At 45.5% G+C, this 25,408-nt stretch carries 18 protein-coding genes, 3 pseudogenes and 1 CRISPR repeat array; of the genes and pseudogenes, 2 read left to right on the forward strand and 19 right to left on the reverse strand.

Annotated features, from left to right (window positions below; translation table 11 throughout):
- The 6 genes and pseudogenes from RH949_RS14450 to RH949_RS14475 form a co-directional block, all read right to left on the reverse strand.
- Positions 1 to 246: pseudogene (locus RH949_RS14450) on the reverse strand (RNA-guided endonuclease InsQ/TnpB family protein); the annotation flags it as partial.
- Between the two features lie 40 nt (positions 247 to 286).
- The gene (locus tag RH949_RS14455) at positions 287 to 994 is read right to left on the reverse strand and encodes a hypothetical protein (protein WP_006102518.1); all 708 of its coding nucleotides are present in this window, start codon (positions 992 to 994) and stop codon (positions 287 to 289) included.
- A 79-nt stretch (positions 995 to 1,073) separates the two neighbouring features.
- Positions 1,074 to 1,778 (reverse strand): DUF6753 family protein, encoded by a 705-nt coding sequence (locus RH949_RS14460; RefSeq protein WP_052307505.1) that lies wholly within the window; start codon positions 1,776 to 1,778, stop codon positions 1,074 to 1,076.
- A 15-nt stretch (positions 1,779 to 1,793) separates the two neighbouring features.
- On the reverse strand, positions 1,794 to 2,546 hold the full coding sequence (locus RH949_RS14465; RefSeq protein WP_446354013.1) for a mobilization protein: 753 nt from the start codon (positions 2,544 to 2,546) through the stop codon (positions 1,794 to 1,796).
- Positions 2,547 to 2,607: 61 nt separating this feature from the next.
- Positions 2,608 to 3,000: a hypothetical protein gene (locus tag RH949_RS14470; protein WP_446354015.1), complete on the reverse strand. Its 393-nt coding sequence runs from the start codon at positions 2,998 to 3,000 to the stop codon at positions 2,608 to 2,610.
- Positions 2,993 to 4,138 (reverse strand): ParM/StbA family protein, encoded by a 1,146-nt coding sequence (locus RH949_RS14475; RefSeq protein WP_006102389.1) that lies wholly within the window; start codon positions 4,136 to 4,138, stop codon positions 2,993 to 2,995. Before RH949_RS14475 ends, RH949_RS14470 begins: the two co-directional genes overlap by 8 nt.
- Before the next feature lie 444 nt (positions 4,139 to 4,582).
- Between RH949_RS14475 and RH949_RS14480 the strand changes: the two genes are divergently transcribed.
- The gene (locus tag RH949_RS14480; RefSeq protein ID WP_446354017.1) at positions 4,583 to 4,951 is read left to right on the forward strand and encodes an A1S_2505 family phage non-structural protein; all 369 of its coding nucleotides are present in this window, start codon (positions 4,583 to 4,585) and stop codon (positions 4,949 to 4,951) included.
- Positions 4,952 to 5,448: 497 nt separating this feature from the next.
- On the opposite strand, the gene RH949_RS14485 is transcribed toward RH949_RS14480, so the two are convergent.
- From RH949_RS14485 to RH949_RS14540, 12 genes and pseudogenes are all read right to left on the reverse strand, one after another.
- Positions 5,449 to 7,293 (reverse strand): HEAT repeat domain-containing protein, encoded by a 1,845-nt coding sequence (locus RH949_RS14485; RefSeq protein WP_446354019.1) that lies wholly within the window; start codon positions 7,291 to 7,293, stop codon positions 5,449 to 5,451.
- A gap of 237 nt (positions 7,294 to 7,530) precedes the next feature.
- Entirely contained in the window at positions 7,531 to 9,669 is a 2,139-nt protein-coding gene (locus tag RH949_RS14490) for an AAA family ATPase (protein WP_446354021.1), read from the reverse strand.
- A gap of 424 nt (positions 9,670 to 10,093) precedes the next feature.
- Positions 10,094 to 10,771: pseudogene (locus tag RH949_RS14495) on the reverse strand (Rpn family recombination-promoting nuclease/putative transposase); the annotation flags it as partial.
- A gap of 431 nt (positions 10,772 to 11,202) precedes the next feature.
- Positions 11,203 to 11,739 carry a hypothetical protein gene (locus RH949_RS14500; RefSeq protein WP_446354023.1) on the reverse strand — a complete coding sequence of 179 codons (537 nt, stop codon included), beginning with the start codon at positions 11,737 to 11,739 and terminating at the stop codon, positions 11,203 to 11,205.
- Between the two features lie 1,079 nt (positions 11,740 to 12,818).
- Positions 12,819 to 14,483: a hypothetical protein gene (locus RH949_RS14505; RefSeq protein WP_446354025.1), complete on the reverse strand. Its 1,665-nt coding sequence runs from the start codon at positions 14,481 to 14,483 to the stop codon at positions 12,819 to 12,821.
- A gap of 117 nt (positions 14,484 to 14,600) precedes the next feature.
- Positions 14,601 to 16,394, reverse strand: coding sequence for a hypothetical protein (locus RH949_RS14510; protein ID WP_446354027.1), 1,794 nt, complete (start codon positions 16,392 to 16,394; stop codon positions 14,601 to 14,603).
- Positions 16,384 to 16,812: a hypothetical protein gene (locus RH949_RS14515; RefSeq protein ID WP_446354029.1), complete on the reverse strand. Its 429-nt coding sequence runs from the start codon at positions 16,810 to 16,812 to the stop codon at positions 16,384 to 16,386. The genes RH949_RS14510 and RH949_RS14515 overlap by 11 nt, the downstream gene beginning before the upstream one ends.
- Before the next feature lies 1 nt (position 16,813).
- Complete coding sequence (locus RH949_RS14520) at positions 16,814 to 17,782, reverse strand: RAMP superfamily CRISPR-associated protein (RefSeq protein WP_446354031.1); 969 nt, start codon at positions 17,780 to 17,782, stop codon at positions 16,814 to 16,816.
- A 19-nt stretch (positions 17,783 to 17,801) separates the two neighbouring features.
- Positions 17,802 to 18,779, reverse strand: a complete 978-nt coding sequence (locus RH949_RS14525; RefSeq protein WP_446354033.1) for a type III-B CRISPR module-associated Cmr3 family protein — start codon at positions 18,777 to 18,779, stop codon at positions 17,802 to 17,804.
- Between the two features lie 262 nt (positions 18,780 to 19,041).
- Positions 19,042 to 20,508, reverse strand: a complete 1,467-nt coding sequence (locus RH949_RS14530; protein WP_446354035.1) for a Cas10/Cmr2 second palm domain-containing protein — start codon at positions 20,506 to 20,508, stop codon at positions 19,042 to 19,044.
- 874 nt (positions 20,509 to 21,382) lie between these two features.
- Positions 21,383 to 21,847, reverse strand: a complete 465-nt coding sequence (locus tag RH949_RS14535) for a hypothetical protein (RefSeq protein WP_446354037.1) — start codon at positions 21,845 to 21,847, stop codon at positions 21,383 to 21,385.
- Positions 21,848 to 22,089: 242 nt separating this feature from the next.
- Entirely contained in the window at positions 22,090 to 22,344 is a 255-nt protein-coding gene (locus RH949_RS14540) for a hypothetical protein (protein WP_446354039.1), read from the reverse strand.
- Positions 22,345 to 22,378: 34 nt separating this feature from the next.
- Here RH949_RS14540 and RH949_RS14545 point away from each other — a divergent pair, with 34 nt between their 5' ends.
- Positions 22,379 to 23,257: a hypothetical protein gene (locus RH949_RS14545; protein ID WP_446354041.1), complete on the forward strand. Its 879-nt coding sequence runs from the start codon at positions 22,379 to 22,381 to the stop codon at positions 23,255 to 23,257.
- A 348-nt stretch (positions 23,258 to 23,605) separates the two neighbouring features.
- A CRISPR array of direct repeats spans positions 23,606 to 24,074; the repeat unit is 35 nt; unit sequence GTTTCCATTAATTCGACTTCTAGAGAAGTCTAAAG.
- A 201-nt stretch (positions 24,075 to 24,275) separates the two neighbouring features.
- Here RH949_RS14545 and cas1 read toward each other — a convergent pair.
- A pseudogene (gene cas1, locus RH949_RS14550) lies at positions 24,276 to 25,190 on the reverse strand (CRISPR-associated endonuclease Cas1); the annotation flags it as partial.
- Positions 25,191 to 25,408: the final 218 nt, after the last annotated feature.

Raw genomic sequence — 25,408 nt, forward strand, 5'->3', positions numbered from 1 at the left:
CCGCTTTAATGTAGCTTGTAACGTATGAGAACCTAATTCGGCATACTCAATCCAAACTTTCTTAAACTCAGGCAAACAGTTTTGCTGCTCAAGATAATTAACGGAATGACCAAAGCGCTTGTACTGCGTCCTTCGGTTAGCCATTGCCGCGTTATAGAGATCGCAGTGCATTTTTCTCGCCCAATGAAGCTGGTCAAATTGAGCCTTGTTTGGGTAAATTCTATAGGTCACTCTACGTGTTTTCATGCCTAGATTTTACCATAAAAATTTAACAACTGCGGACTATTTAATTCCTAGTTTGTCTGCTATCCTTCCCCGACTTACTGTCGTTGAAGTCGGGGAATGCCGCAATTAATTTCAAGTATCGCGACCGATAATTGTGTTTGTTCATTCGCTTGGCACTCTGAACCGTCCACTGTTTGATAGGCTGTAGCATTGGCACGTTTTTCAACAATTTCTGATAGCGATGAAGTCCCGTCAAAGACGCGATTTCATCAGCTAACTCCTTGCAGCAGCTTTTTGGATAGCGAACGACTTGCTCTTCAGCAAAACGTATGACCATCCAATTCCCTTTCAGAAAAAACGTATTGCGATAGCGATCACGCCAGTCATCTATTGAATGAGTCGCACGGTTATTTTGAAAGCTAAACGGCTCATCTACCTCGATGTCCCAACATAGTCCAAGTTCAGGAAACATTAGGGCAAAGTCAACACTGTAGAAAGCATCCTGGTTGGGAATAGGAAACCTTAGTTGAGTGTGAATGCGTTCGCCAAAATATTGTCTCAAAACCGCTCCAAATGTGGTTTCGCTAGCCCCCAGAGGTGCATCACTTATCCCATCAGGCTGTCTAACTCGTCCAGCTAGCAGACCTGTTAACTGAAAAAGATAATCGCGTAGCTGTTCAGACCGACAGCAATCCTCTTCATGAGGAGGTGAGTATTTTTGTCGAAACCTTGAAATCAACTGAGGATATAAAATAACAGGATAACTCATGGTTTGGCAACTTTATGTATTGTAAGCCAATAAACGCCTCAACGTCATCAGTCATAATTGAGACGTTTATTGTTGGTATTCATGACTCAAATTTTCGTTTGGAAACAGGTTCAACCCACAACGCACAGAATCCTGAACTCACCTTTCTTCCCCCCAACGACAACGTTACACCCAGATTTTTCACATCTTGTTGGCAAACGGGTAAATAATCCTGATTCCATTCATACAAGTCACGCGCCTGTCTTCCTTCCTGAGATTTCGCCCAACGCAACAGCGCTGCATCATCAGCGGTCAGACGTTCTCCAGCAACATATCCACCCTTCAAAAACGAGGGAACCGTCATTCCCCCCACAAATCCCACTGCCAGCACCACCGCCGCCGCCACCGAACCCGGAACAATTCTTTGCCAAAACGAAGTCAGTTCCTGCCTGTGAGCTTGACGAATCAAACTAGCCGCCGCCTCGGAAATCGCCGCCTCCTGTCGCCGTACAATCTGCCCCTCACACAACTCCAACGCGCCGACAACCTTTGCCGCCCACCGCTTAAACATAGTATCTAACTCGGCTGGCTTTTCGTTAAGCAGCACCTGAAGGGAACCCGTTGCCAAGAGAATCACAAACAACGGGTCGCTGTAGTTTGTGTAACCCGTGCGGGCAACCAACTCAAAAACCTTGCGTTTGAATTCTTCAGACTGACCCTCAATCAGCTGATCTAAAAGTGTCTTGCTTTGATGAGAACCTTCCCCTTCCTCAAAAAACTCCTCTGCCAGCTCTGAACGTGCCACCAATCATTCCCTCCCTCAAGCTACTTGGTCTTTTTCAATAACCGAGTGGTCTTCAAATGCCTCTACAGTCACTAGACCTGTTTTCTCAATAGCGTTATAAGCCTCTTTCATGAAATTAACCACCCGCTGCTTGGATAAAATGGGCAAATGCTGGCTGTCCTTCCGAATAGCATCAGCAAACGTTAATTGTTTTTGGTCAATCAAATTGCGTTCCATTGAACTCAGTTTGGGAAACTCTACTTCCAGGACTGAGTATTTCTTCTGAAGTTGCTTCAACTCGTCATACAACTTCAAATGCTCCCAGTCATCGCATAGCCCCATATTCTTAACAAAGACATGGCAAATCTTTCCCTTAAACTCCTGTAAAGTTTCCAGGAAAAGCTTAATACTATCATGACCGCCCGTACACAAGAACCACTTATAAATTTGAATGTTGTATTCCTGGGCAATTTCTGAATCAATCAAGCTATTTCCCTTAATCCAATCGGTCACCATCGGATAGACCTGGGCGGGAAGATTCACAAAAACAGGTTTCTTCAATGATAAGTTGAAAATCAAATCGACTTCAAAAGACTTCTTTTCCTGTTCGCTAAAAAAGACTTGATGGCAGTTATCCGGATAAAAAGCTCCCACATCGGGATTGGTTCTATCTGATTCGACAAACTGGAAGTCTAACTCTTTATCCAAACAATACTGGAGTAATACCCGACAAAATAATGATTTGCCAACTCCTCCTTTTTCGCCATCAATAAAGTGAATTTGTGCCATTTTTACCTCTCAAATGAATGATTATCAGAAGTTCATGCGTTTAGATACTTTCTATTTTTGCTTACAAGCCACTTGCATCAAACTCAAGAGAAGCTGCCTGAGAAAAAGCACCCCACGCTCCATCTGATGGTTTTGATAAACCTCTCCGAACTGCCCGAGAGGAAACGACTTCTTGCTGATAAGAAACTAACTCCTCTGGCTTAAGCCCAAACGCCTGCCGTAACTGTTCAACTTGTCCCTCCAAACAGAAAATAGCCTCTTGCGCAGCGGCGGCAAGTTCTGCCTGATTTTTCACACCAGTTGCTTGATAAGCAAATGGTAACCAATAGGCTCTAATCGCCCTTAGCACCAACTCATTTGGAGACACTCCACTTTTGAGATAATCAAGAACAACACTATCCGGCGTATCTGCCATCGGCTGGAACCGGAACAAAATATCCCGTCTTTTACGCACTTGTGGCTACCTCCGTTGACTCACGCAAAGATTCGACTAAAGACTGACCAACAATGCTTTGGAAATAAAGGTACATTCCATAGGCATCGCTAATTCGATTACCCAGTTCTGCATCCCGTAGGTTGGGAGGCAGCTCTACACCATGCCAGATCACATCCACCCCGGCAAAATGCTCTTCCAAGTCCCGTTTGAGATAATCGGCTGTCCCTCCTGATAAAATCACCTCATCCAGATCTCGTGGCAGTACTTCCCGCAACCAGCTTCGCAGCGCCAGGGCATACTCTGGACGACATTCAACAATTGCATTAGTCAGCGCCGCCATTTCCTCTTTGCGTCCCTCACGGGTTACCGACTGCAACAGAGGTTGCAATAGCTTCGGTGAGGGTTGTTCTCCACCAAGGGCGATCGCTCGTGCTAACCTTCCCGTATCCAGACCCGATGTGCGGCTATCTACCATCTCCACCAACCGCACAAATCCAAAAGAAGAGGTCACACGCTTGCCAACTTGTCCCCGTTCTGAAACCAGCACACTGGCGTTCCGGTAGCCCAGCATCACTACTGCACAAGTCTTGCGTTTTAGAGCCATTCCCTCCGATTGCGTCCGCATCAAATAGATTCCTGCACCTTCGGGCTTACAATCAAAGTGCGTTAGCTTTACCCTCAACGTTCCATCCGGCGTCTCAAACCGCTCTAGACCCGAAGCAATCATCGCTTCCAATCGACTAGCATTCTCGTATTCCCCCGGTGGCAGTAGCGCCGCGAGTGCCACTTTAAACCGATTTCCTAAGCCCAGAGATGTTGCTGCCACCCAAACGGCTGCCAATGTTTTGGGATAGGCTCGCTCGTACTTAAGTTGAGACAACCCCGCATTCCCATGGAACCGCTTTGCGGCTAGATAACCTACAGCATAATAGCTTTCGTCAACTTTAACCCAAGCCCTATCTTGTGGTAAAGCTTCTCCCATGTCTAGGCTTAGTCGCTCGTAGGCATCAACGGATGCGGCAGGTACACCAATTACTTCTGGCTCCATACATAACACAGTAGGCTCTCCATTTTTGCCCATATAAATCACTTTGGTGAGAGAGCCACCAAAATCCAAGACCAGAAACAAATCCGGGGGTTTTGGCTTTCGACCCATAACGAAGCTCCTTTCTATTCAACAGTAATTTCACTCAATGGGAATTGTAAAAACCTTGAAAAGACTTCATTGGATTTTCCTCAAGTTCTCCTCAAGGCTATTGTTATTCCTAGCAAAGAATCCCAATAGACTACCATAACCCCTCAGACATAGCGCTCAGTTTAACCTTATCTCCAAGCCAATTTCATCATCTCTCTCTATCAAATGGATGAATTTCATTCACGAAAAATCAACGAATTGAGGTTGATGTTCTCTCTATCTTGTGAAGGATAACTCTCTACAGCTACTTGAGGAAGATTCAGTCAAGTTCTTCCCAAAGAGGGTTTTCATTGAGGCTATCGCCCTACCTCAGAGGGTGATGTCTTTGTCTTTGGTTCAAACGGGAAAGGCATACATGGCGCTGGCGCTGCACTTCAAGCCTTTGGACAAGAGTATCACCTTGAGTTGGTTAACCGACGGCAACCATGGCAACCTGGAGAAGAAGTTATCGGCAAATGGGCTATCTATGGTAGACCAAGGGGCTACCAAGAGGGTCATGCTGGGGCAAGCTATGCTATCGAAACCAAGACTGACTGGCGGCGAAAGCAATCAACTCCACTATCCGTTATTCGTGTCCAGATTGAGGAGTTGGTAACTTGGGCTAACCAACATCTTGACCGTCGGTTGCTCTGTACGGCAATAGGCTGCGGTAAAGCCGGCTATTCCACAGAAGCTATTGCCTCCCTTTGGCTGGAACTGGAGCCGGAAATCCCACCCAATATCTTACTAGCTCCTTGTTGGAGAGACTATTTCAAGCAGCAAGGTTCCGTCTGAACTATTGCCCGACAGAGTATATCTGTTGGGCTATTTTTTTAGAGCGTTAAAAAAGAGCGCACCGTTCCCCACCTAAATCTTCCAAGACGCCGCATTTAAGTCAAAAAATTCATTTTGATACATCCCAAGATGAGGGATAATTGAGGGATTAGTGAGGGAAAATCCACATTATTTCAGGCTATTATAAGTGAATCTGCTAACTTATACGGCAAAATAATACCCGTTGGTTGTTCACGATTTCGACGAATTTTCCTCAAATAACCCTCACACTCTTCCTGAGAGAGCAACGCTCGGCTTTGGTGCTAGATTGAGGAACAGGTAGCCTCCGCCGTAGGAGCAAGCCAAGTGTTTGTTCCCACATTTGGATTCCAAACCCTGAAGGGGAAAGGTATTACTTGGAGTTAGCGATCGCGCCTCTATAGGTTTTGTTACGCTCCACTGTATATTTTCTATGAAAAACACTTGCTAGTGCAGCGCAGCAAAAATACTTGAGTCGCTCAAAACTGCACCCCTCGGAGCGTCGCCAGTCCAGTGCGGACACGATCAATGGGTTCACGGTTAAACCGAGCATTAGGAGCCTGCATGATAGAAAGAACTTGGGTAAATTCGCTGATCGCTTGTTGGCGTTGGTCTTCGCTAAGATTACCATTCTGCCAAGCAATAGCTGTATCCCGCGCAATTTCTCCCAGAATTGTCGCAGCATACCCCGGCGAGTCCTTTTTATTGCTGACTAATAAAGCGCGGAGTTTTGGTACTACATCCAACGAAGCTACTCCAAACTTTCCCAGCCGAATAATTGCGTTATTGCGATCGTTATCATTGGTAGAGTCTAATCGCGCTGCGTAGTAGGGTACGAGATAAGGGAATCCCTGATCTCCATAACCCCGTAACTGAGACAGTGCCTCTCGTTGAATCAATGGTTCCGGGTGCTGCACCAATCGCCCGACTACTGGCAAACCTTGAATTTCTCCAAACTTGAGTAATGCCCACCCACTGGCAAGCTGCATCCAAGGATTATTATCCCCAACAGCAGTAATCAAAGCAGGAATGGCACTGCGATCGCCCAACTTGCCCAAGGCAATAGCGGCATTGACTCGCACCAATTCTTGAGGGTTAGTCGGAACCGAAATTTCTTGCGGACTGCGTGGAAATCTAATAGACAAACGGGGTGGTGGAGGGAAAAATAATCCATTCGAGGAGGGTGGCACGTAACGCCCTGTATCCCTCAGTAGTGGCAACAGGTCAGGAACCGCCGACTGTGCTGATTCTCCCAGATTTCCCAACAGTTCTGCTGCTTGCAAGCGAACAATTGGCTCTGGTGCTTTCAACGCTTCGATTAAGCCGGGTAATGCATCTGTCCCCAACAAGCTTAATGCTTTGTGGGCAACACTGCGAACCAGGGAATCGCCATCATTAAGTACAGTAACTAAAGACCTCGCCGTGTTATTATCCGCTTCCGCTCCCAAGACTTTAGGTAGCAGTGATCCTGAATCTTCAAAAACTGTTGCTGCACTGTGACGCAGGTTAGGATCAGAATGCTGTAAAGCTTCTAACCAATGAGATAGGAGGGGGACAGAAGCTCCGATTTGGGAGAGCGCCCATGTTGCATTCAGCTTAACCCACGGATCAGGGTCTTGCAAGGCTTCGGTTAAGGGAGGTGTCGCTAATGATCTTGCTGGCAAACCAATTTTTCCGAGCGCGATGATGGCTGTAATCCGCAGTCGGTTTTCGGGGTTTCCAGGCGGGGTAGGTGGAAGGCGTCGTTCGTTATCCGTCTCCTCCTCTGTTGTTGTAGTAAGACGAGGAGGAGGAGAAGCAAGAGGAGGAAAAAGAAGAGGACGAGCAGGAAGAACACGAAGAGAACGAGCAGAAGGGCGACGAGCAGGAAGACGAATAGGAGCGGGAGTAACAGGAATACTTTGACTGGGATATCGAGGACTTGATGGCATGGGTACGATCGCCCGACGTCCATCATTCATCATCTCAATCAATCTAGGAACTGCTGGTGCAGCATCATCAGTGAGATTGCCTAATGCTTCTGCTACACCACTTTTGACCAGAGGATCGGGGTCGTCCATCGCTCTGAGCAATGCTGGAACAATATCTTGTTGGGTATCACTAAGTTGTTGAATAATTTCCCGACGTTTGCCAATATCGGCGGTACGCAGTTGTTCAACTAACTCGGCAACAATGATTGGTTTAGCATTCTCCCCTTCTCCCCGCTTTGCTATCACGGCTGGAGACGAGCTAAACTTCTCCTCTTGAGCTGCAACTCGGATCGGGTCAGCCAAGAAACTCATAATTGTTACCAGGCTCAAAGCCACGCCTATTCGAGAACTCATAGTATTGCTCAACTTATAATTTTGTCATGCAAGTAGCAGATAACTATATATTTTCGCAGACAGTTTGTTAAATTGAACGGGAACCGGCTTCGCTCGGTGTTGAGCGATTTAAATTTTTCTTCTTTTGTCCTAACCTGTGTGCGTAGTGCTATAACCCATAAAACCAAGAGCCAAATCGCTCTAAACCCAGACAAGATAGGCATACGGTGTAGCAATTTTTCACAAGAGAACTTCAGGTTAACTGTCCCCCTCTGACTGAGGATACAGCCGACAAATTCCCGCGCCGATGTCCTGAATTTTGTCAATCAAGGGTTGGGGTTGCACTACTTTGACGTTCCCACCAAATCCAGCCACCCAACGCCATAAGTCTACATCCTCAAGTGACCATTTGGGGAAAGTGACTTGAAAGCGATGGGGAAACTCTGGATCAGGGCTGGGAGATAGGGAAAAAATTGATTTTAATCGACGGCTAGTCGGTTTATTCCCTAACGGCGGTGACATCTTCATCTGTCCCGGTGGATAGCGTTTTGTCCCTTCACAAATAAAGGGAAATATACTATCATTAAACCAGAGTTCGACCCGGATTTCCACCGCCGCCCGTTCTGTTTTTTTCGGACTAAGAAATTGTTGTTGATCTTTAACACTATTCCCCAGAAATAAACCCGCACTGGCTTCATGGAGGCGGTTTAGCTTGTTTAACGATCGCACTTGGGCTTGTCGCGATCGCGTGATAGTTTGGGGTTGACCGATAAACAGGCGATCTAATCGTTCAAACCGAAATAAATTCCCGCCTTTTCCCTTTTGTTCTTGTTCAAAGGCTACGTACCAAGCATGGTTATAAAAGACGATTTGCAGACACCAGGCGGTAAAAAATCCCTCGTGATCTCCCGGAAATCTTCCCCCACCCCGATGTCGATTTAATTCTAATAGTTTACCTGATGCGATCGCGTCTTCGAGTTGGTCTAAGTTGCGGGCTAGGGCAGATGGCGGTAAACTGTCGATATCTACCATAGACTGATGAGCTATTGCCCGGACTGGATACACTTCGGTGATATCTAGCTTACTGGAGGTTATGCGATCGCGGAATAGTTCATAGGTTTCTAAGGCTACCGGATCATCAAAACTCTGGGCTTGAGATTGCAGAACCGCAAACACCTGTTTAAGTTCATGACGCCATAGCAAGGCGGTACCTAAAAAGTAACCCTGTCGCATGGGAGTATTCGGGAGTAGTTTATAGGGTTTCAGGATTTTTTCGATATCTTTGCGAACCGTATCCACCGCATCACCCACAAGTATTCCTTCAGTTTTCAACGCCTCAACTAATGTAGGTAAATTTCCACCACAGGTATTCTCTAAAAAGGGATGGTGTAAAATAAACCGAATCGTTGCCAGAAGTCGCTGGAAGGGTTCACAATCAGAATAGGGATGAGTAGCGCTAATTGTCCCTGGTAGTGGTTCGACTTGAATCGGGCGATCGCCAATTGGATATCCGATCAATCCATTCTCCGTTAACCAGTGTAAATCATCCGCGATCGCATCGGGTATGGCATAGATTGAACCCTTACATTTCGCCATCACCGCACAGATTTCCTCCACAGAGGTGGAAAAGTCAGGAACGGTTCCCAATAGGCTTTCCAGACACTGAGGCGCAATTTGTTGTAAATTCCCGATCCCCGGATATGCCAGAATCAGGGAGATTAAATGCAGCAAGCGGTCAAAATCCAACAGCCGAGAGTAGCGGTGTAACTGAATTTGTCCATGTTGGGTGCGGTTGGTGCGATTTACTTGGCTGCGTCTGAGGCGTTGAAGTTTGGTTTGGATTTGTCCGATATCGAATTTACCCTTAACAGGTGTCACCGGATAAACCGCCGCAAATCCCTCAGCCGCTAGGGGAGGAAATTGATGCAGGGACTGGTATAAGCATTTTATCACCGAATCCGGAACCTGACGCGATCGCTGTTTATTCCAGCGCAGACAAGTAGACAGAGGGGTTTTCAGGTGCCATCCTATCCACAGGGGAGATGAGGGAATTGTAGGGGTTTGGTTTCCAAACCCCATTTCCGATGTAGGGGAAGATGGGCTACATCTGTGCAATTGCATCAACAGCGACATCCGCCAGAAACGTTTGGCATTAGTAGCATCATAAATGATCGGTTGACCGGATGCGATCGCGTCTTGGATTTGCTGTAAGAGGTATTGTTCAATTTCCAACCATTCCCCCTGAATCGTGGCGTCACCGTAGAGGGTTTGGCGGATTGCATCGGTGGAGACTATTTTGTAGTTTCCCAGTTTTGCCAATTCCCCAGCCAGGGTTGATTTACCACTGGCGGGACAACCAATTAAAACGTGACAAATTAGTCCTTCGTCCTTTGTCATTTGTCATTTGTCATTTGTCACTGATAACTGTTCACTGATAACTGATAAACGACTCTATCCTAGAGGGGGATGAGATACGCTGTCTATGATTTTATGCGAATGACTAATTGTGTGACTGAAGGGTTTCTGGTGACAAGTTAGGAGTGCATGGCGTGCGCCCGATTTCAACAGCAGGCACCCATTTTAACAGTAAAATCTATTCCACAATTTTAGCCGTGCGATCGCGTCCGGATATCAACTCAGGATATATAGCATTCAGTCCGAATAAATTAGATCAGGACACGATAGTATCGTGTCCCTACAGAATCAATTATTCCTAATTTTGGGTAGGGACATGGCATTGCCGTGTCCTATTATGTTAATCATTTCCATTAATTCGACTTCCAGAGAAATCTAAACTCCAAACAATAAATCACTGTTGCGCTTCCAGAAATAATTCTCGCTGACGCAATTCTTCCACTTCCTCTACAGTTAAATTCGCTTGGTTAGCCATATTCATCGCTTTATCCAGTTCAGGAACCTGCCGAAACGCAGGGGGAATCACGTCCAGATTGGCAGCCTCTTTAATAAAATAAATCCATTTATCCGTTAAACTGTCTAATTCATCCAGCGTTTTCGTGAACTTGGGTAATTCAACAACAATTAATTCGATTTCCGGATCAACATAATCGAACAACTCTTGTTGTTCCTTCAAGCCAAAGCGCGTCAGGAAGTGCTGAGTTTGGTCAAACAGAGGAAAATCCGTAATCGTTAAAGTAATCGCAGGTTTAAGGTACGAATATCCTTCCCCATCGTTTAATTGATTGGCATAAGTTGCCATCAGATTATAAATCACCCGCTTTTCAAAGGACGCCCCTTTGAGTCTCTGCATCTCAATTAAAACCGTTGAGCCGTTATCCAGCACAACTTTGACATCCAGATAGCTATCTTTTCGGTCAACCCCATCTCCAGGATGATAGGGGTCAATGATTTCTAAATCCTGAATAACTGGATTGGTATTATAAATCAAGGCATTTAACAAGCTAATCAGGATATCTTTGCTATCTGTAGAGCCAAAGATTTTCTTGAATGCAAAATCAGTCTTGGGGCTAATGAATTCCATCTTCATAACTCCTCAATTGTTTCAGTCTAAAAAATGATTATTTTTCAATTATACCTTGAGTGGGTAACTGTGATCCTTCGCTCAAGCAGATGATTTGTAGGGGCGGGTTTTACCAATAACGCTCCGGTTCAAACCACTAACTCAACTAAACCCGCCCCGACTCAGTAGGGTGTGAACCAGCTAATTTGGTACAATAGATTGGGTTCGTAGTGAGGGCTTTAGCCCTATCTAGCTAGACGGAGCCAGAACTAAAGTTCTCACTACAAACAAAGCCCTATTTTAGGAGGGTTACGCCGCCATCGTGTGTTAGCGCAGCGTAACGTACCAATGACTCGCTTTTTTACACCAATGGCTCACTTTTTTATTGGTGGGTTACGGCGGATGTCTAATTTGGCGGTAACGTTTTCAATTGAATCACCGCCTAACCCACCCTACGGGTAAGACGGTGCCATCTGTAATAATATCATTTTTCCATCCATCTCTAACGCCATGGTTTCCTGGCGTAATTCCTGCTGCAAATAGCCAACAAACTTTAAAACCGTTGGCAACTGTTCGACTAACGCTTGTCGCGTCATAAACGACTTAATCACATAACTCTTTTCACTCACCATTCCCGCCACAGCACTTTTATACATTCCCGATTGTTCCACCCAACTGATTCCCTCGAATAAGTCAGCCATTAAGGTTTTGGCTTGTTCCACGTAGGCTGATGTATCACAGGGAATATCGATGTCAATGGTTGTGGGAATTAAGATTCCGATACTATGGTCAAGGAACCAAACATTTGCTGAGAACGCTGATAAAAGTTCTTCAATGGGTAAGGGGGATGGATGAGAAGAGGGTAACGGTAAGGAGGTTAAGGATGGAACTCTTTGGCTTAAGGGTTCTTCGGTTTGTAGCGATAGGTTAAATCCTGGAAGGAGACTGTTGAATCCTGATAGAGTTGGGAATTGGGAAGCGTCTAACATTGGTTCATCTCCGTCTCGACTTCTTTACTCTAATGGGATAAGGTGATGCGGTGCTAGGATTTGATGCGAATGACTAATTGTCCTTTGTCATTCGTCATTTGTCATTTGTTATACTCGCTTCCGACAAGAACCAAGCTACGTCATTTGTACTGACTGTTTCACGGTATATGGTGCAACGAAGGGAGGTAAGTTTTGACGCTTCACGTTGTTTTAGGACATGGTTTGTAGGGGCGGGTTTCACGATTATCTTTTCGGTTGCACAAGAGATGTGACTAAACCCGCCCCGACTCAGGTTCTAGATTTCCCCAAGACTTACGCAAAACCTCTATTCGTAGTGGCGTGACTCAGCTAAAATGGTGCAATAGATTGGGTACGTAGTGAGGGCTTTAGCCCTCTACAGCTAGGCGTTAGAGAACTAAAGTTCTCACTACAAACAACGTCCTATTTTAGCTGGGTCAGTCCGCCATCGTGTGTTAGCGTAGCGTAACGCACCGTTGTCATTATATGGGGATCGCGGCGTAAGTCCTGTTTCCCGTGAAATGTCAGGTGAGGGTTGAGGGAATGATATGATGGCAGAGATGGTTCACGAAAAGCTGTGTCGCTACCCCCAACAGGTTACGGCTTTGATGAGAATGGGGTATGAGTCTAGAGCAAAATTTGACGGCTGGAAGCGGGGGCGAAAAACCGGGACTCCCGTCAAAAGTCCTGAAACCTCTGCTGTGAGAGCGTTTCAGCGTTTAGAGCTTGTTGGTAATTACGAATTATTTTCAATAAGCGGGGCTGAAATGAACCTAAAATTTTCAGCCGTCAAAATCTCTGCTAGAATGCATACCTGTAGGGGGTTTCAAACTCCGGAGTTTCCCACTCTGTTGGGAAGCTGAATTAATGGAAACGTCGAGATGCACATTGCGCTAGTGATGCTAAAGATTAATGCAAAGGTGGGCAATACCCACCCTACTAAATCTCCAGTAATTAATGTAGAGACGTTCCATGGAACGTCTCTACAATGTTTTTGCCCTTACCCGAAAACAGAAATAATCAAACCCAATTAGATATCCTATCGTTTAAAATTGGTTCCCTTAATGCATACTATCTACAATATGCTGTAATTCTTCCGACAAACCTCTTTCCTCAAAGGGAAGATTCAATCGCTTAATTTCTCGGATAAAGGGGGTTTTAACCTCTTGCTGATAAGTGCTGATCACATCGGTGTAGCGGTTATCCCTCTGATTCCCCAATAAATAGCCAATCACCTCTTGGGGTTCTACCCCTAATAAATTGTGCATCAGTTGGTTCCGTAAATCAGCCTCCCGTTCCCGTTCATATTGGGCAATCCAGGTTAATAATTTCCACGTTTTTAAATCGGGTCGCAGGTTACACAACCAATAATACATTCCTGTATTACTACCGATTTTATGGAATTGAAAACAGTCCTTTTTGTTTTTCTTATCATAGAACCAAAAAACAGATTTTATATCATTATTGTAAACCGGGAAATTAAGTTGTTTTAATGTCTCCAGTTTTTCATCAAAAATCGGTTGCTTCAAATCAACCTGTAAACGCCGTTTTAGCTCATTGTCTCGGTATTTTTTATCCTGCGGATTTCTAATAAAACCTAATCCGGCATCATTCCAGACAATTAACTCCGGGGCAGATAACCGTTTATTTACCCCCTTGACCTGCAAATTAACTGTTTTAGCCTCAAGTTCATGTTTAATCGCCCCTTTCAAAAACGTTTCCTGGGCGGCGGCTAATAGCGTCAACCCTTGGAGATAATTACCCTTAGCGAAAAACAGTTCAACCAAATCTAAGGCATTAACCACTCGTTGAATCGCCGCCTCTACCTCAAACTCATCTTGGCGATTGTCACAGGTTTTTTCCAGATTAAACCCTTTGACTAAATCATCCAGTTTCTTCTCGATATCCCTATCTCTTACTGTTTCAGAAATCCCTTGATATAAAGTCAACGCCGCACCCGGTAACCCATCCTTGACCAACTGCTTGGCTTTTTGAACTTGCATTCCTCGCCAATACCGAGAACTAGCAATCATCTCAGCTTGGGACTGGAGACATTCCTCATCATCATAATACTGATAACTGACCAGAAACTCCACCCTAGGAAACAGCCCCAGACTAACAAATTGTACCGCAGACGAGATAGCAGGCGTTCCGGCTTGATGGCTGATATACACCAATTCATCTCCTTGCATCTCTAATTCAGCTTGTTTAGCGTACAGCGTCGTTTCCACTAAACCCAGGGTTTTATCCCAATGGTCGAGTCCTCGTCCTGATTCAGGGGTTAACGTCCAAAACTGGGGATTTATCTGGAATTTTTGACGAAAATAAGACTCGATTATCGGTTTCAGTTCGACGGTATCTTGCCAATAGGGAGAATATTTATTATCGACCTGAGATGCCATAATCGCCGATTGGTCAGTTAACAGCACCACAATTTTATCTGGAAACGCGCCGAGTTTTTTCTTAAAATAGTCGTGAAATGAATCCAGTATCGGAAACGCTAAATCCTGATAATTGTCGGGATGCCGTCTGTATGCTAAACCCAACACTCTCGCGGGAATCAGAAATCGCTTTGTTTCTTTGTCTTCAAACTCATCACAACACCAAAATTTATCACAATCTGAAATCGGTTCATCAAAGCGAACCTCTTCATACAGCGACTCCCAATTCTTATTACTCTTGAGTTGAACATCCCGATTACCCATCGTAATTATCCAAATCGTCATACTATCCACTCCCGTCGCAACATTAGGTTAATTTCGGCTGAATTAAAATAATCTCCCCAATAATCCCTGTTGTAGAGACGTTGCATGCAACGTCTCTACAAACCGCTGGACTGACTTTTACCAAACCTGTTCAAACTCCGTATCCCGGCGCAAAAATCGCAGAAATCGGTCTGTATCAGGACATTTCTGTGGGGGAAAAATCGTCAATAACTCAACATATCCCCGCCCCACCCTAACCTCCCCGGAATCATCCCTGACATAATTCGGATACATCCGATGCCAAATCCGTCCCGTTGTCCCCATACTCCCCGTTAAACGGTGAGGATTCTTAATCGAATTCTCCCCCTGATACGCCCCATGAAACCAATCAATTGCCTGACTCTTGCCATCCCTCGCCCAGCGTCCCCAGACTTGCACCCTTTGCCGATGCCAAGGTTCGCGCCACTGTTGAACCGAAGGACTTAATTCATCCGAGGGTAAGCGTTTTTCTGGCGGTATCCACTCTCTCATCACCTGGCGAATCTGATCAATCCCCGCCCCAATATCCGTTAACTGATTCACCGTTTGACAATAATCAATCGCGGGTTCCAAATACTCCCAATGACAACCCATCGCCGGCTTTTTAGAATTCTGCAAATACTCCGGATAAAATAAGTAATGGTCAACCCGACGCCAAGACTTACCCAATCCCCCCAACAACAGGGCAAACTTGACCAACGCCGCCGCTATCTGGGTGAATTGTTGGGCTTGACTCGTCGATAAATTGCCCGACATCGCCGAAATGCCTAAGCAACCGCTTTTGAGATGGTACAACGGTATCGAAGCCTTAGAGTTATTCGGTTGATAATCACGCCGCTGTAACTCCAACTCACCCGCCGCCACCTGAACCTGCACCTGCAATCCCCCGACAATAGAACCATTCCCCTTGCCAAATCCGCCCCAAAGCCTTTGGGTAAATTCCTTAGCCGTCTCTGCATCCGTTAACCCACTCAATAACCGCAACGTATGACCCCGGAGGGCGGCTTTGAAACTATTGGGACGAAATTCTGCTAATCGCTGCTGATGTTCGCGAATTAAGGTTGAGGCGACGCCTTGTCCTTTTAACATCACTTGTAACAGAGGCGGCTGTGACGTAACCGGGTGAAACTGACCATAACCCGCACTAACTCTACCGCCAATTCCTTGGGCTAACGCCTGTTCCCAGCGTTGCCAAATCTGCTGCCATTGGGACTCTTCTAAGACTTGGGTACTAGAAATCCCAAATCGTAAGGTGACTTGATACAACGATATCTGGGCATTAGCATTCGTGGTTTCATCAGCTATCACCTGTTTTTCCTGTTGGGAATGGACAATATCCACCAACCGTTTTGTCCAATTCATATCCACCGGATAGGCACCATGAAAGCGTAAAATACCCGGTTGAGTTTCAGAGTCTGAGAGTTTTCCCCCACAATAGCGTAACCCTTCAGCGGGAGAACATTGGCGCAAAAATGCCCCCTTCATACTTGCACCCGAATAATAGGGAAACCCTTTACCGCCAATAATCGGGCGAATAAACCCTTCCTCTTGTCCACTATTAGAAACTAAGCGCCAGGAAACAGTATAATCCCGCGTTTGCACACCCGTACCAAAGTCTGGAATCGAGGCGGGGGCGGCGGTTGGCGATGAAACAGGTTTGGGTTTTGTGGGACGCGCCAAGGCTTTTGGGGTGACGCGGGGACGTTTCCCTGGGGCAGATTTCCGGGGTAAGGGCGGTTCCGGTTGGGGCAAACTCGATTCCGGAAACACCTGCTTCCACTCCTCCACCCAGCGATGGGAATCTTGACAGGATGCATTTTTTATTACTCGTTGCAACTGACAGCGATTTTTCACGGGGGCGCGAAACATCATCGGTACATTGTTATGATTCATCGGTATCTTTAGAGGGTTTTTTATAGCGTTGAGTCCACCAGACTAAACTGTCACAGAGTTGGGTAAGTACCGTCAGGGCAATGCGTTGGTGTTCAATCGGAAATTGGTCTTTATCCCAGAGTTGAGTCACCATCTTTTCAATGTCTGCGGTTTTCCCCTGACTCACATCTTCGTTGGGAACATTAATCCCCGCCTTTTTCATCAGTTTGACAAAGGCGTTCCAGGTATCTCGCCAATATTCCCCAGCAATGCGGGTTTTCGGTTTATTGATTAGGCGCAGATGTTCCCCCCAAAATCGTTCTAATCCGTAGGCGACAGTGACGCGCATTTTATGGGATTCGTTGAGAACATCCTTATCCCGGTAATCGAGAACCAAACGTTGTGCTACTCGGTCTAAATTATAGGAATTCCAAGCCATATTAGTCCTCCTGATGAATTGTGAGTTGGCAATGTCCAAAACCAATGGATTCTAATCCACCTAAATAAATGTCACCGGATAGGGAATCGGTGTTAAAGGGTGTCCAGGGTTTGGGTGTGGGTTTAATCGCAATGGGAAAGACTAAAATTGTGCCTTCGGGTAGGGCTTCGGTATTGAAAAATGCCCCTTGGCTCGCTTTTTTCTCGGTCTTTTCTAATGCCACACGACTCTGACGGTATAATGCCATGTCGTGAATCATTCCGATATCCTTATCATCAACCACCACGGCGGGAATCGAGGATTCATCGCGGTCAGACCAACAATATAAATTCGGGGGAAACCAGGGAGATAAATCGACTTCGTGGTCTAGGGTTAAAAAGCCCAGGTTGAAGAAGAGAACTTTTTTGCCTTTGTCTTTTTTATGCTGGGATTTGGGTGCGTTTAATCCTTTTGCTGCTGTATAGGGTTTAGGAATTGAGATATCCTGCAAAGTGGGAACTAATTGACCCACAATCCGACGATATCGCTTCAGTAAACTGGGACAACTCACCCAGACAATAGGTTGACCGGGACAAAAGACGGGTAGCCAAACAATGGAGGCTTGTTCAATTTTAATCCGAGATTCCGTTGTGGCATCGGTTTGGCGGGAGTCTGCTTCATGACCATACCAATAATTCTCCTCGGCTACGGCTTGGTCTTGTAAGGATTGGGCTTGATTTTTTAAGGTTTCGGCATTCTCGGAATCTGTTTGGGCTTGATTTTTTAAGGTTTCAGCCTGTTCCAGGAGTTCAATCTGACGCATCATTGTTCGCAATCGACCGCGAATTGAACTACCGGGAATTATTCCGGTTTGGGTAAAAGAGTCACGGAAAATTAGGTTCAAATTCCCGCTTTCTTCACCAGCCGTTGCACCGACGTGCAAGGGGGCGAGGGTTTCAATGATACCGTAAGCTTGTTTAGTGTTGTGCATGGTTTTGTTCCATCGATTATTAGCTAACTGATTTAATTTCTACGGGTAATGCCAAGCCACACCCCAGGTGTTTTAAACTATAGCCTTCATTAGGAAACCATTCCTCTTGCCACTCCCACCAAGATTGATTTAAAGGCTGGTCAAAATAATAAATAGTTCCGGGAGGAACGGCATAGCGTCCGCGCCCTAATTTCCCACCAGCGCTGTACCGATAGGGGATGGCTTTATCGGTTAATAGGTGTACGGGTTTAGGAAAGTTTGGGTGTTGGGGATAGCGATAGGAATAGCGGGTAGACCCCCAGACTCCAGGTGTAATTAAGGCGAGGGCGTTTTGAATCGGTTGCTGGAAAAGATTGATGATTTTTTTAGATTTAATGGATGCTGTTTTAATCTCAACCAGATGATTCTCACCGCCGAAGCGATACCAACCCGGTTCTATTTCATGAGTGGACAAATAAACGAGGCAAATGTCTTCGGGAAGTTGCACGGCATTTTCCAGAAATAAGCCATCTTGGGATAAGGTATGACGTTCTGTTTTTTTCATCCGAGGATGGAGGATAGGGATATAGTCCCAGGGAGATTCTTCGGCGTCTTGACTTTGAATGATTTTCAGCGGACTTTGCCAAGAGGTGATGGTTTGCCAGGTGTAATCGGGTTCGATGTCAGTAGTTTGACGTTGCCATTCTCCCTGGTTATTCAGATACCATTCATCAACGCCTTTTTTAGAGAGAATTCGATGTCGGGGAAGGGGAACATAAAACTGTTGTTCCTCTTTGTCTTTTGCCCAAAAGGGTCCGGCGACAAAGAGGTTTTCTTTTAAGTCTTGTTTAATCTTGGGGTTATCATAATTGGCACTAAAATAAAGTCCGGATAGGGTGGCGGCTTCTGGGGGAAATTTAGCCCCGGAACGTCCGACGAGGTTTTCTGGTGAAAGAAATGCCCCAGCACTGCCATACATTAATCCTAAGGGTTTGATTATAATTAAATAGTTGAACATGGATTTGTCAAAACACTGATTTCACGGATTTGTTGTCCAGATTTTGGTCGGGAGGCAAAGCTTATTTATACACTGATTTCACAGAAAGGTTACTTCTCTCATTTTGACAGGGGGATTAGGATTTTAACGGCGATTATTTCGTCCTCTGTTTATGTCATTGGTTAAAGAGTCGGGGCGGGTTTATTTCTATCTGGGTTAAGGAGAAGGAATAATGGTAAAACCTGCCCCTACAGATGCGCCAATAAATGAGATACATCATGGGTTATTCTCCGTTGCGTAAAAAATACCAGCCAACTAAGCCAAAAGCATGGCGGGATTTGAGTTGTAGCAGGTCATTATAAACATGATTCCAGTTGGGTTCTTGTTCTGATTGTTGTCCGGATTGTTGCCAATTTGAGTAGGTTTTATCATCGCGATCGCGGTATTGTTTGAGTATCTCCAAATAGTGCCAAGGACAAGTCCATTGCACATACTGCCCACTGTTAAAAACCACCCGAATGGTTACCCGATTTCGCCCTAAGCGTTTTGCCTGTGTCTCCGCCTCCCGACAATGTTGTAGTACATCTCGTTGGGGGACACTCCCAGCGACCCAAACAAAGCCGACACTTAGGGTAATGTCTCGCTGATGTTGTTGCCATTGTTCGGGTAGGCTAATTAACCACTCTAAGGCGGTTAAGGGGGGAATCGGATGGGCGGAATCAGGACTATAAAGAATCCCTAAAAAGTCATCTCCACCTGCATAAATTACTCTACCTTTATCCTTGGGAAATTTAGCCTCAAACTCCTTACCCCATTTCCGCAAAGCTTTGGTAAAGGCTTTAATCCCCGATTCTCCTTGTTGATCAGCAATTTCTACCAATTTATCCCCCACTTTATCCCCATCGCCCATAAACCAACCCGTCCATTGTCCCGGTGTTGTTTGAGTGGGTTTGCGGTCAATATCTTGGAAGCCGCTATCCAATGTTTCCATCTGAATGGACGTTGCCAATTCAGGCAAGGTGACTAAGCGTTTAACGAGTTCGGGAATATTGAGTCGTTCATTCGGAGCAATATATTTACCTTCAGTTTGACGTTTATCCTGAGTTTTTTTGCCATCTAATATCCAAGCCAACTCCTGATAAAAAGCCTGAATTTCGCGGTCTTCTCGACTATAATTAATAAACTGAGCATTTCTATCCTCAGCCCCCAATCCCTGCCACGCGATCGCATCGGTTCCCGTAAGGCTTGAACTCTCGCCAATCCAGTTAATTCCTGTCCAGTTCCGACGCAGTTTACGCTGTTCTAGTTGCTGCATCGCTATGGGAATTGAATCCCCTTGCCCCCAAAAAATTTCCCAAGTACATTTTTGCCATTTTCGCCATTCTTTATCCCAGTGATAGGGAGCAAATTCAGATAAGTTTGTCTGTATCCAGTCTTTACAGATGTCCAGAATGATTCCCCAAGCTGTGATTAAGGCAGTTTTAATCTGATTGTCAATCTCTGAATCGCTAGTTTCTGGGGGGAAAACATCTTTAAGTAAGATCCGGTTTGGCAATCCTTTTTCCACAGTCGGTAAGCCGGGAGAAATCACTAAATCATTTTTATTTTGATCATCAGGAATTAAAATATCAATTAAGCGACGGCTCAAGTGAGACAAAATTAATGATGCACCAAATAAGTCTCGGAGTTTCCGAGATTTTTCGATAAAACTTTGAACGGGCGAAAAGGTAATGGCGATGTAAATAGACATGATTTCTTAGGGGATGACAGGGGACAATTTTGATCACAATGGTTCCCTATGCCGTTTAGAGACTGGATATCAAGTTTCCCCTCCTTTCCTGACTAGCTATCATGCTATCAGTTTAACCCCTGGTAATCCAGTGTCAATCCTGGTGATGCGAATGACGAACGTGCCTCACCAGATGGGGTGACACAGACGAAAATCCTTATGTCTCATTTCCAAAAAGACCACATAACAGAAGGTTTACCTAGAGAGGTATAGAGCGATGTTTTGATGCGATCGCGCTTTTTCAGTTGTGCGATCGCTTTTGATTTGCAAGCGTTTTGGACGCAGGTCAGCAATAGGGCGCACGTCGGTGCGCCCCTACGGTCTCTTTTATGTATTTGTTGGGCAGATTTCGCCGATTAATTTGGGCAAAACCCTGTGGAATCTCTGTAGGGGCGACCCGCTTGCATCAAGTAACAACACCTGTCCACTCAATTTGATCGGGTCGCCCTCTCTCGTTCACATCGTTTCCATTAATTCGACTTCTAGGGAAGTCTAAAGCTGGTTATGAATGTAGACTCTGCTCTATATCAAATCGTTTCCATTAATTCGACTTCTAGAGAAGTCTAAAGCTACGGAATTTGCGCTTGCTTCTCCGGGAGATGTGTTGTTTCCATTAATTCGACTTCTAGAGAAGTCTAAAGAGCCACCCGATGGGAGCCTCTCTCTGAGCCAATTCTACACCCCCAATTTTGTAGGGGTCAAGATCTGAGGCGAATACTTGCAACTCATTCTCAATAATTCACTTCACTCAAAGCCTCAAACCCTTACCCAGAGCCAGGTTTGTAGGGGTCAACGAAAAAACAACGCTTTCAGCCATCGCCTGACCCCTACCCGATTACTGTGGATCGAACACCACCTCAAACTTTGCCCCTGGTACATAGCGCTGCAAAAATCTCACCTGATCATCCGCATCCTGACGGTTACAGAATCGGGCTACCGTACAGCACCTCGCATCAGGTAATAAACGGACAATTGTCCAAGGGTGCGAATCATCCTCTCCTGACGATAAACATACCTGATCCTCCGCCAATCCTATCATGCTTTCTCCTCTCATACTCTCCAAAATCCGCTTAAGAATTGACAGAAGTCGTTTCCTAGAAGGATGAGTATTATCAGGAAGCAAACGCCATTCCTCTACAGGTGCAGGTAAATAAGTCAAACGATAACAATAGCTACCCGATTGACTCACCCACCACGACAAACGACGCCCTTGTTTTTGACAGTCATAACCCTTCTGTCGGAGAACAGCACAAATTTTCTCCCCCTCAATGCGAAGGCGTAACCAGTCACCATGTTTCATGACCAATCCATCCCCAATCACAGACACCGTGCGATCGCACTCTCACCCCAATCCCCCCTCTAACCCTGGGTTTCATCAAGTTCAGAACATCCTGGCGATCGCACGTTTCCTAACGTAATTGAGTCAAACAATCAAAGCCATATCAAAATTCATTAGCGCCAAATTTCGCAAATAATTCGGCATCGGACGACGATAGCATCAGTCTCACCAACCGCCTTGGGTTTAAACCCAAGGCTAAAACCTCAAGTCAGCTTTAGCTGACTATCTAACAGTTGTGTTCCCTCTACCTCTAACGGTTGTAAATCCTCTTCCCAAGCCGTATCCGCCACCCTAACCACACCCCAATCTGGGCTACTATTAAATAGAGGTTTCCCCATCACGCGATCGCCAATTTGAAACTCAGCCTTTGACTCATCAGGAAAAACTGGACTCTTGGGAGTAACAACCCGTGCCGCCATTCCCGCTAATGCCAAAGAAACTCGGTCAGAAATCATCATTTTATTTATCCCCAGAATTCATCACCTGAAGACATTGAATAGAATTCCCCCATCCCTAGAACCCTATCTCCAGCAAACCATTCAATCAAAAGAATCACGAGTAGCGTTAGTGAAACTCTATCGTTCTCAGATAGAAAAAGGTTCTCACGCCGCCATGACTCCCCTGCTGAATCTCTGTCTGGATAAATCACGAGATGTTGCCCAATCTGCATCCTGGGTTGTTCTGGATTTTGCCTCCCAGATTCAAGCGGCTTCTCAGATAGCACCAATCTGTGTTCAATCTCCAATTACGGGTGTGCGTCAGAATGCATTGAAGGCATTAATTGCGGCGATGAATGGGGGTTTACAGGTGAGTGAAACAGAAATTGAAACCCTTTTTAACGCCTTAGCTGAGGATAAAGCGCCGGAAGTCTTACAGCTTTTATATGAACTGGTCAACTGTTGTCTTTGGCATCATCATTCGATTTCCCAGGAATTAGCCCAAGCCACATTTAAATTAACCCAGAGGTTAGTGGAACAGAATCATAAAGCCACCCTGGATATGACAACGAAAGCGGCATTCATCACCCTAAATCAGATGCTCAATTTAGAGGATTCTCGTCTAGTTCTCCCCATCAGGGATTGTACCAGAGCGCTGTTACGAGCAACGGATATTGGTCAAAAAGTTGACCGATTAATCATTACTGGAATTTTGACCAAGTTAGCCAAGTATAACTCCGAATTGCTGACGCAAATTGTCCGAGAGGATTTGGTAATAAATGGGCGAGTATTACCAGCAGCGAATCTTTATGCCATTGCCATCGCCATTGTACATGACCAGGGAAAAAATGCACCCTTGCTGAATGAAATTTTGCAGGATGAACGATTAACCAATGACGTGAAAAGTCGAATTCTGCGGGAACGGGGACTCTGATAGGATGTTCAGCCTGAACTCAGGCGCAAATAATACCACTAATTTTAGGTTTTAGGACAAGTCATTAGACATCTCCAGAAATGAGATTTTTACCTAGACAGCGTAAGGCTTTCAGATTCTTTCTTGGAGATGTCTATTTTCTATAGCATTTCTCATAAGGATGAGATACTTACTTATATGGGGGCGCAAGGCAAAAGCGCCCCTACGGTTTCTTTTCCGTAATCGGGGCAAATTGCATCGATTAATTTGGGCAAAAACCTGTTAAATCTGTGTAGGGGCGACCCGCTTGCACCAATTCACAACACCAGTCCACTTAATTTGATCGGGTCGCCCTTTCTGGTTCCAATCGTTTCCATTAATTCGACTTCTAGAGAAGTCTAAAGAAGCAGTAATCTTGCGGGACGGCCAAACTGCAGAACAGTTTCCATTAATTCGACTTCTAGAGAAGTCTAAAGACTCAGTTGTATGAGCACAGATTTACGTGAAAACGTTTCCATTAATTCGACTTCTAGAGAAGTCTAAAGTTTACATTACATGGTTTTCGCCTGAATATAAAGGAGGGTTTCCATTAATTCGACTTCTAGAGAAGTCTAAAGCAGAAGATTTGATCCCCTTTGCTGGGGAGGTTCTTGGTCGTTTCCATTAATTCGACTTCTAGAGAAGTCTAAAGGGTATTGGGATCGGATCCGTTACCATCTCTGGTGTCGGGTTTCCATTAATTCGACTTCTAAAGAAGTCTAAAGAATGACAATAAAGCCCATTTTCAGTACAACACACCCCCCGTTTCCATTAATTCGACTTCTAGAGAAGTCTAAAGAGCCACCCGATGGGAGCCTCTCTCTGAGCCAATTCTACACCCCCAATTTTGTAGGGGTCAAGATCTGAGGCAAATACCTGCAACTCATTCTCAATAATTCCCTTCACTCAAAGCCTCAAACCCTTAACCAGAGCCAGGTTTGTAGGGGTCAACGAAAAAACAATGCTTTCAGCCATCGCCTGACCCCTACAAACTAACCCATCACATCTTATAAGGCATCGGTCGATAAACCTCCTGTTCCCCCATCAAACAAGCCACATACTCCCAAACCTGCAATTCCAGACAACGGTGATAGTTAACCTTATACCCCGTGTGACCATGAGTCACCCGTGTTTGCAACCGTTCCTGCCAATGCTTCAGGAACTTCCTCAAAGAATCAGGATACAAATACACCCCTCCCCGTTCATCCGGTGGCGTAAAATCCTCCGGAATAAATATCTGAGAATTCGCCAAATACATCACCGTTGAATCCACAATCGGGGCGCGAAACTCTTCGACTAAATCCGACACCAACGCCGGATGATTCTGCCGGGGAACGTGCAAATTCCCAAAATGTGTGTGTAACCCCACCGTCTGCACCAACGAATAGATATTCTGAAACAGCAGCGTATATCCCAAACTCAGCATACTATTAATTGGGTCAGTCGGCGGACGACGAGTGCGCTTCTCAAACACAAACGGTTCTTGCACCAAATGTGTCAACCCCTGAAAATAAACGTGCGCCCCCTGTCCCTCATATCCCAACAGCACCTCAACCGACTCCACCCCAGGAACCTTTTGCATCAACCCTTCCAAATCCTCAATCGCCTGAATCACCGCCTTTTGCTTGCGACGACGATTCAACCGTCGCAGTAACGTGCGTGAATTATGCAACTTCCCCAACACAATACACTTTGCCTGCTCCCGCGTAAAATCCGGGTCAAGGGAACACTGCACCTGACGCACCAAATAATCCACCTTCGCCATTCCCTCCGTTTGCAACCGCCCAAAATAACGCCCCTTCTGAGACAAATACAACACCGGAATCCGCCGTCGCAACGCCAAACTCACCGCCCCATGGGATAAATTACAGCACCCAAACAAAACAATATGACTCACCCGATTCACCGGCACCTTACCGGAAATAACGGGTCTAAAGCCTCGCCTTAAGAGAGCGACTTTTTATCTTTGATCTTTAGCTTTCGGATTAGCTCCTTGGACTTTGGACAAAAAAATGAGTTTGCGTAATTTTTACGCAAACTCATTTTTAACTTAATTAAGAGGAATTAATTTGACGATGACCGAAAAGTTTTACTCGTCTTTAACTCCCTCATTTTTCCCAGAGATATCCGGCT

Origin of the sequence: Coleofasciculus sp. A1-SPW-01 (genome assembly GCF_040217205.1) — a bacterium.
Taxonomy (GTDB): Bacteria; Cyanobacteriota; Cyanobacteriia; order Cyanobacteriales; family Coleofasciculaceae; genus Coleofasciculus; species Coleofasciculus chthonoplastes_A.

What these genes read in the sequence shown, in the direction of transcription:
- RH949_RS14455 (WP_006102518.1), bottom strand. Translation starts at nt 994, where the DNA reads ATGAGTTATCCTGTTATTTTATATCCTCAGTTGATTTCAAGGTTTCGA.
- RH949_RS14465 (WP_446354013.1), bottom strand. Translation starts at nt 2,546, where the DNA reads ATGGCACAAATTCACTTTATTGATGGCGAAAAAGGAGGAGTTGGCAAA.
- RH949_RS14475 (WP_006102389.1), bottom strand. Translation starts at nt 4,138, where the DNA reads ATGGGTCGAAAGCCAAAACCCCCGGATTTGTTTCTGGTCTTGGATTTT.
- RH949_RS14485 (WP_446354019.1), bottom strand. Translation starts at nt 7,293, where the DNA reads ATGAGTTCTCGAATAGGCGTGGCTTTGAGCCTGGTAACAATTATGAGT.
- RH949_RS14490 (WP_446354021.1), bottom strand. Translation starts at nt 9,669, where the DNA reads ATGACAAAGGACGAAGGACTAATTTGTCACGTTTTAATTGGTTGTCCC.
- RH949_RS14500 (WP_446354023.1), bottom strand. Translation starts at nt 11,739, where the DNA reads ATGTTAGACGCTTCCCAATTCCCAACTCTATCAGGATTCAACAGTCTC.
- RH949_RS14505 (WP_446354025.1), bottom strand. Translation starts at nt 14,483, where the DNA reads ATGACGATTTGGATAATTACGATGGGTAATCGGGATGTTCAACTCAAG.
- RH949_RS14510 (WP_446354027.1), bottom strand. Translation starts at nt 16,394, where the DNA reads ATGAATCATAACAATGTACCGATGATGTTTCGCGCCCCCGTGAAAAAT.
- RH949_RS14515 (WP_446354029.1), bottom strand. Translation starts at nt 16,812, where the DNA reads ATGGCTTGGAATTCCTATAATTTAGACCGAGTAGCACAACGTTTGGTT.
- RH949_RS14520 (WP_446354031.1), bottom strand. Translation starts at nt 17,782, where the DNA reads ATGCACAACACTAAACAAGCTTACGGTATCATTGAAACCCTCGCCCCC.
- RH949_RS14525 (WP_446354033.1), bottom strand. Translation starts at nt 18,779, where the DNA reads ATGTTCAACTATTTAATTATAATCAAACCCTTAGGATTAATGTATGGC.
- RH949_RS14530 (WP_446354035.1), bottom strand. Translation starts at nt 20,508, where the DNA reads ATGTCTATTTACATCGCCATTACCTTTTCGCCCGTTCAAAGTTTTATC.
- RH949_RS14535 (WP_446354037.1), bottom strand. Translation starts at nt 21,847, where the DNA reads ATGAAACATGGTGACTGGTTACGCCTTCGCATTGAGGGGGAGAAAATT.
- RH949_RS14540 (WP_446354039.1), bottom strand. Translation starts at nt 22,344, where the DNA reads ATGATGATTTCTGACCGAGTTTCTTTGGCATTAGCGGGAATGGCGGCA.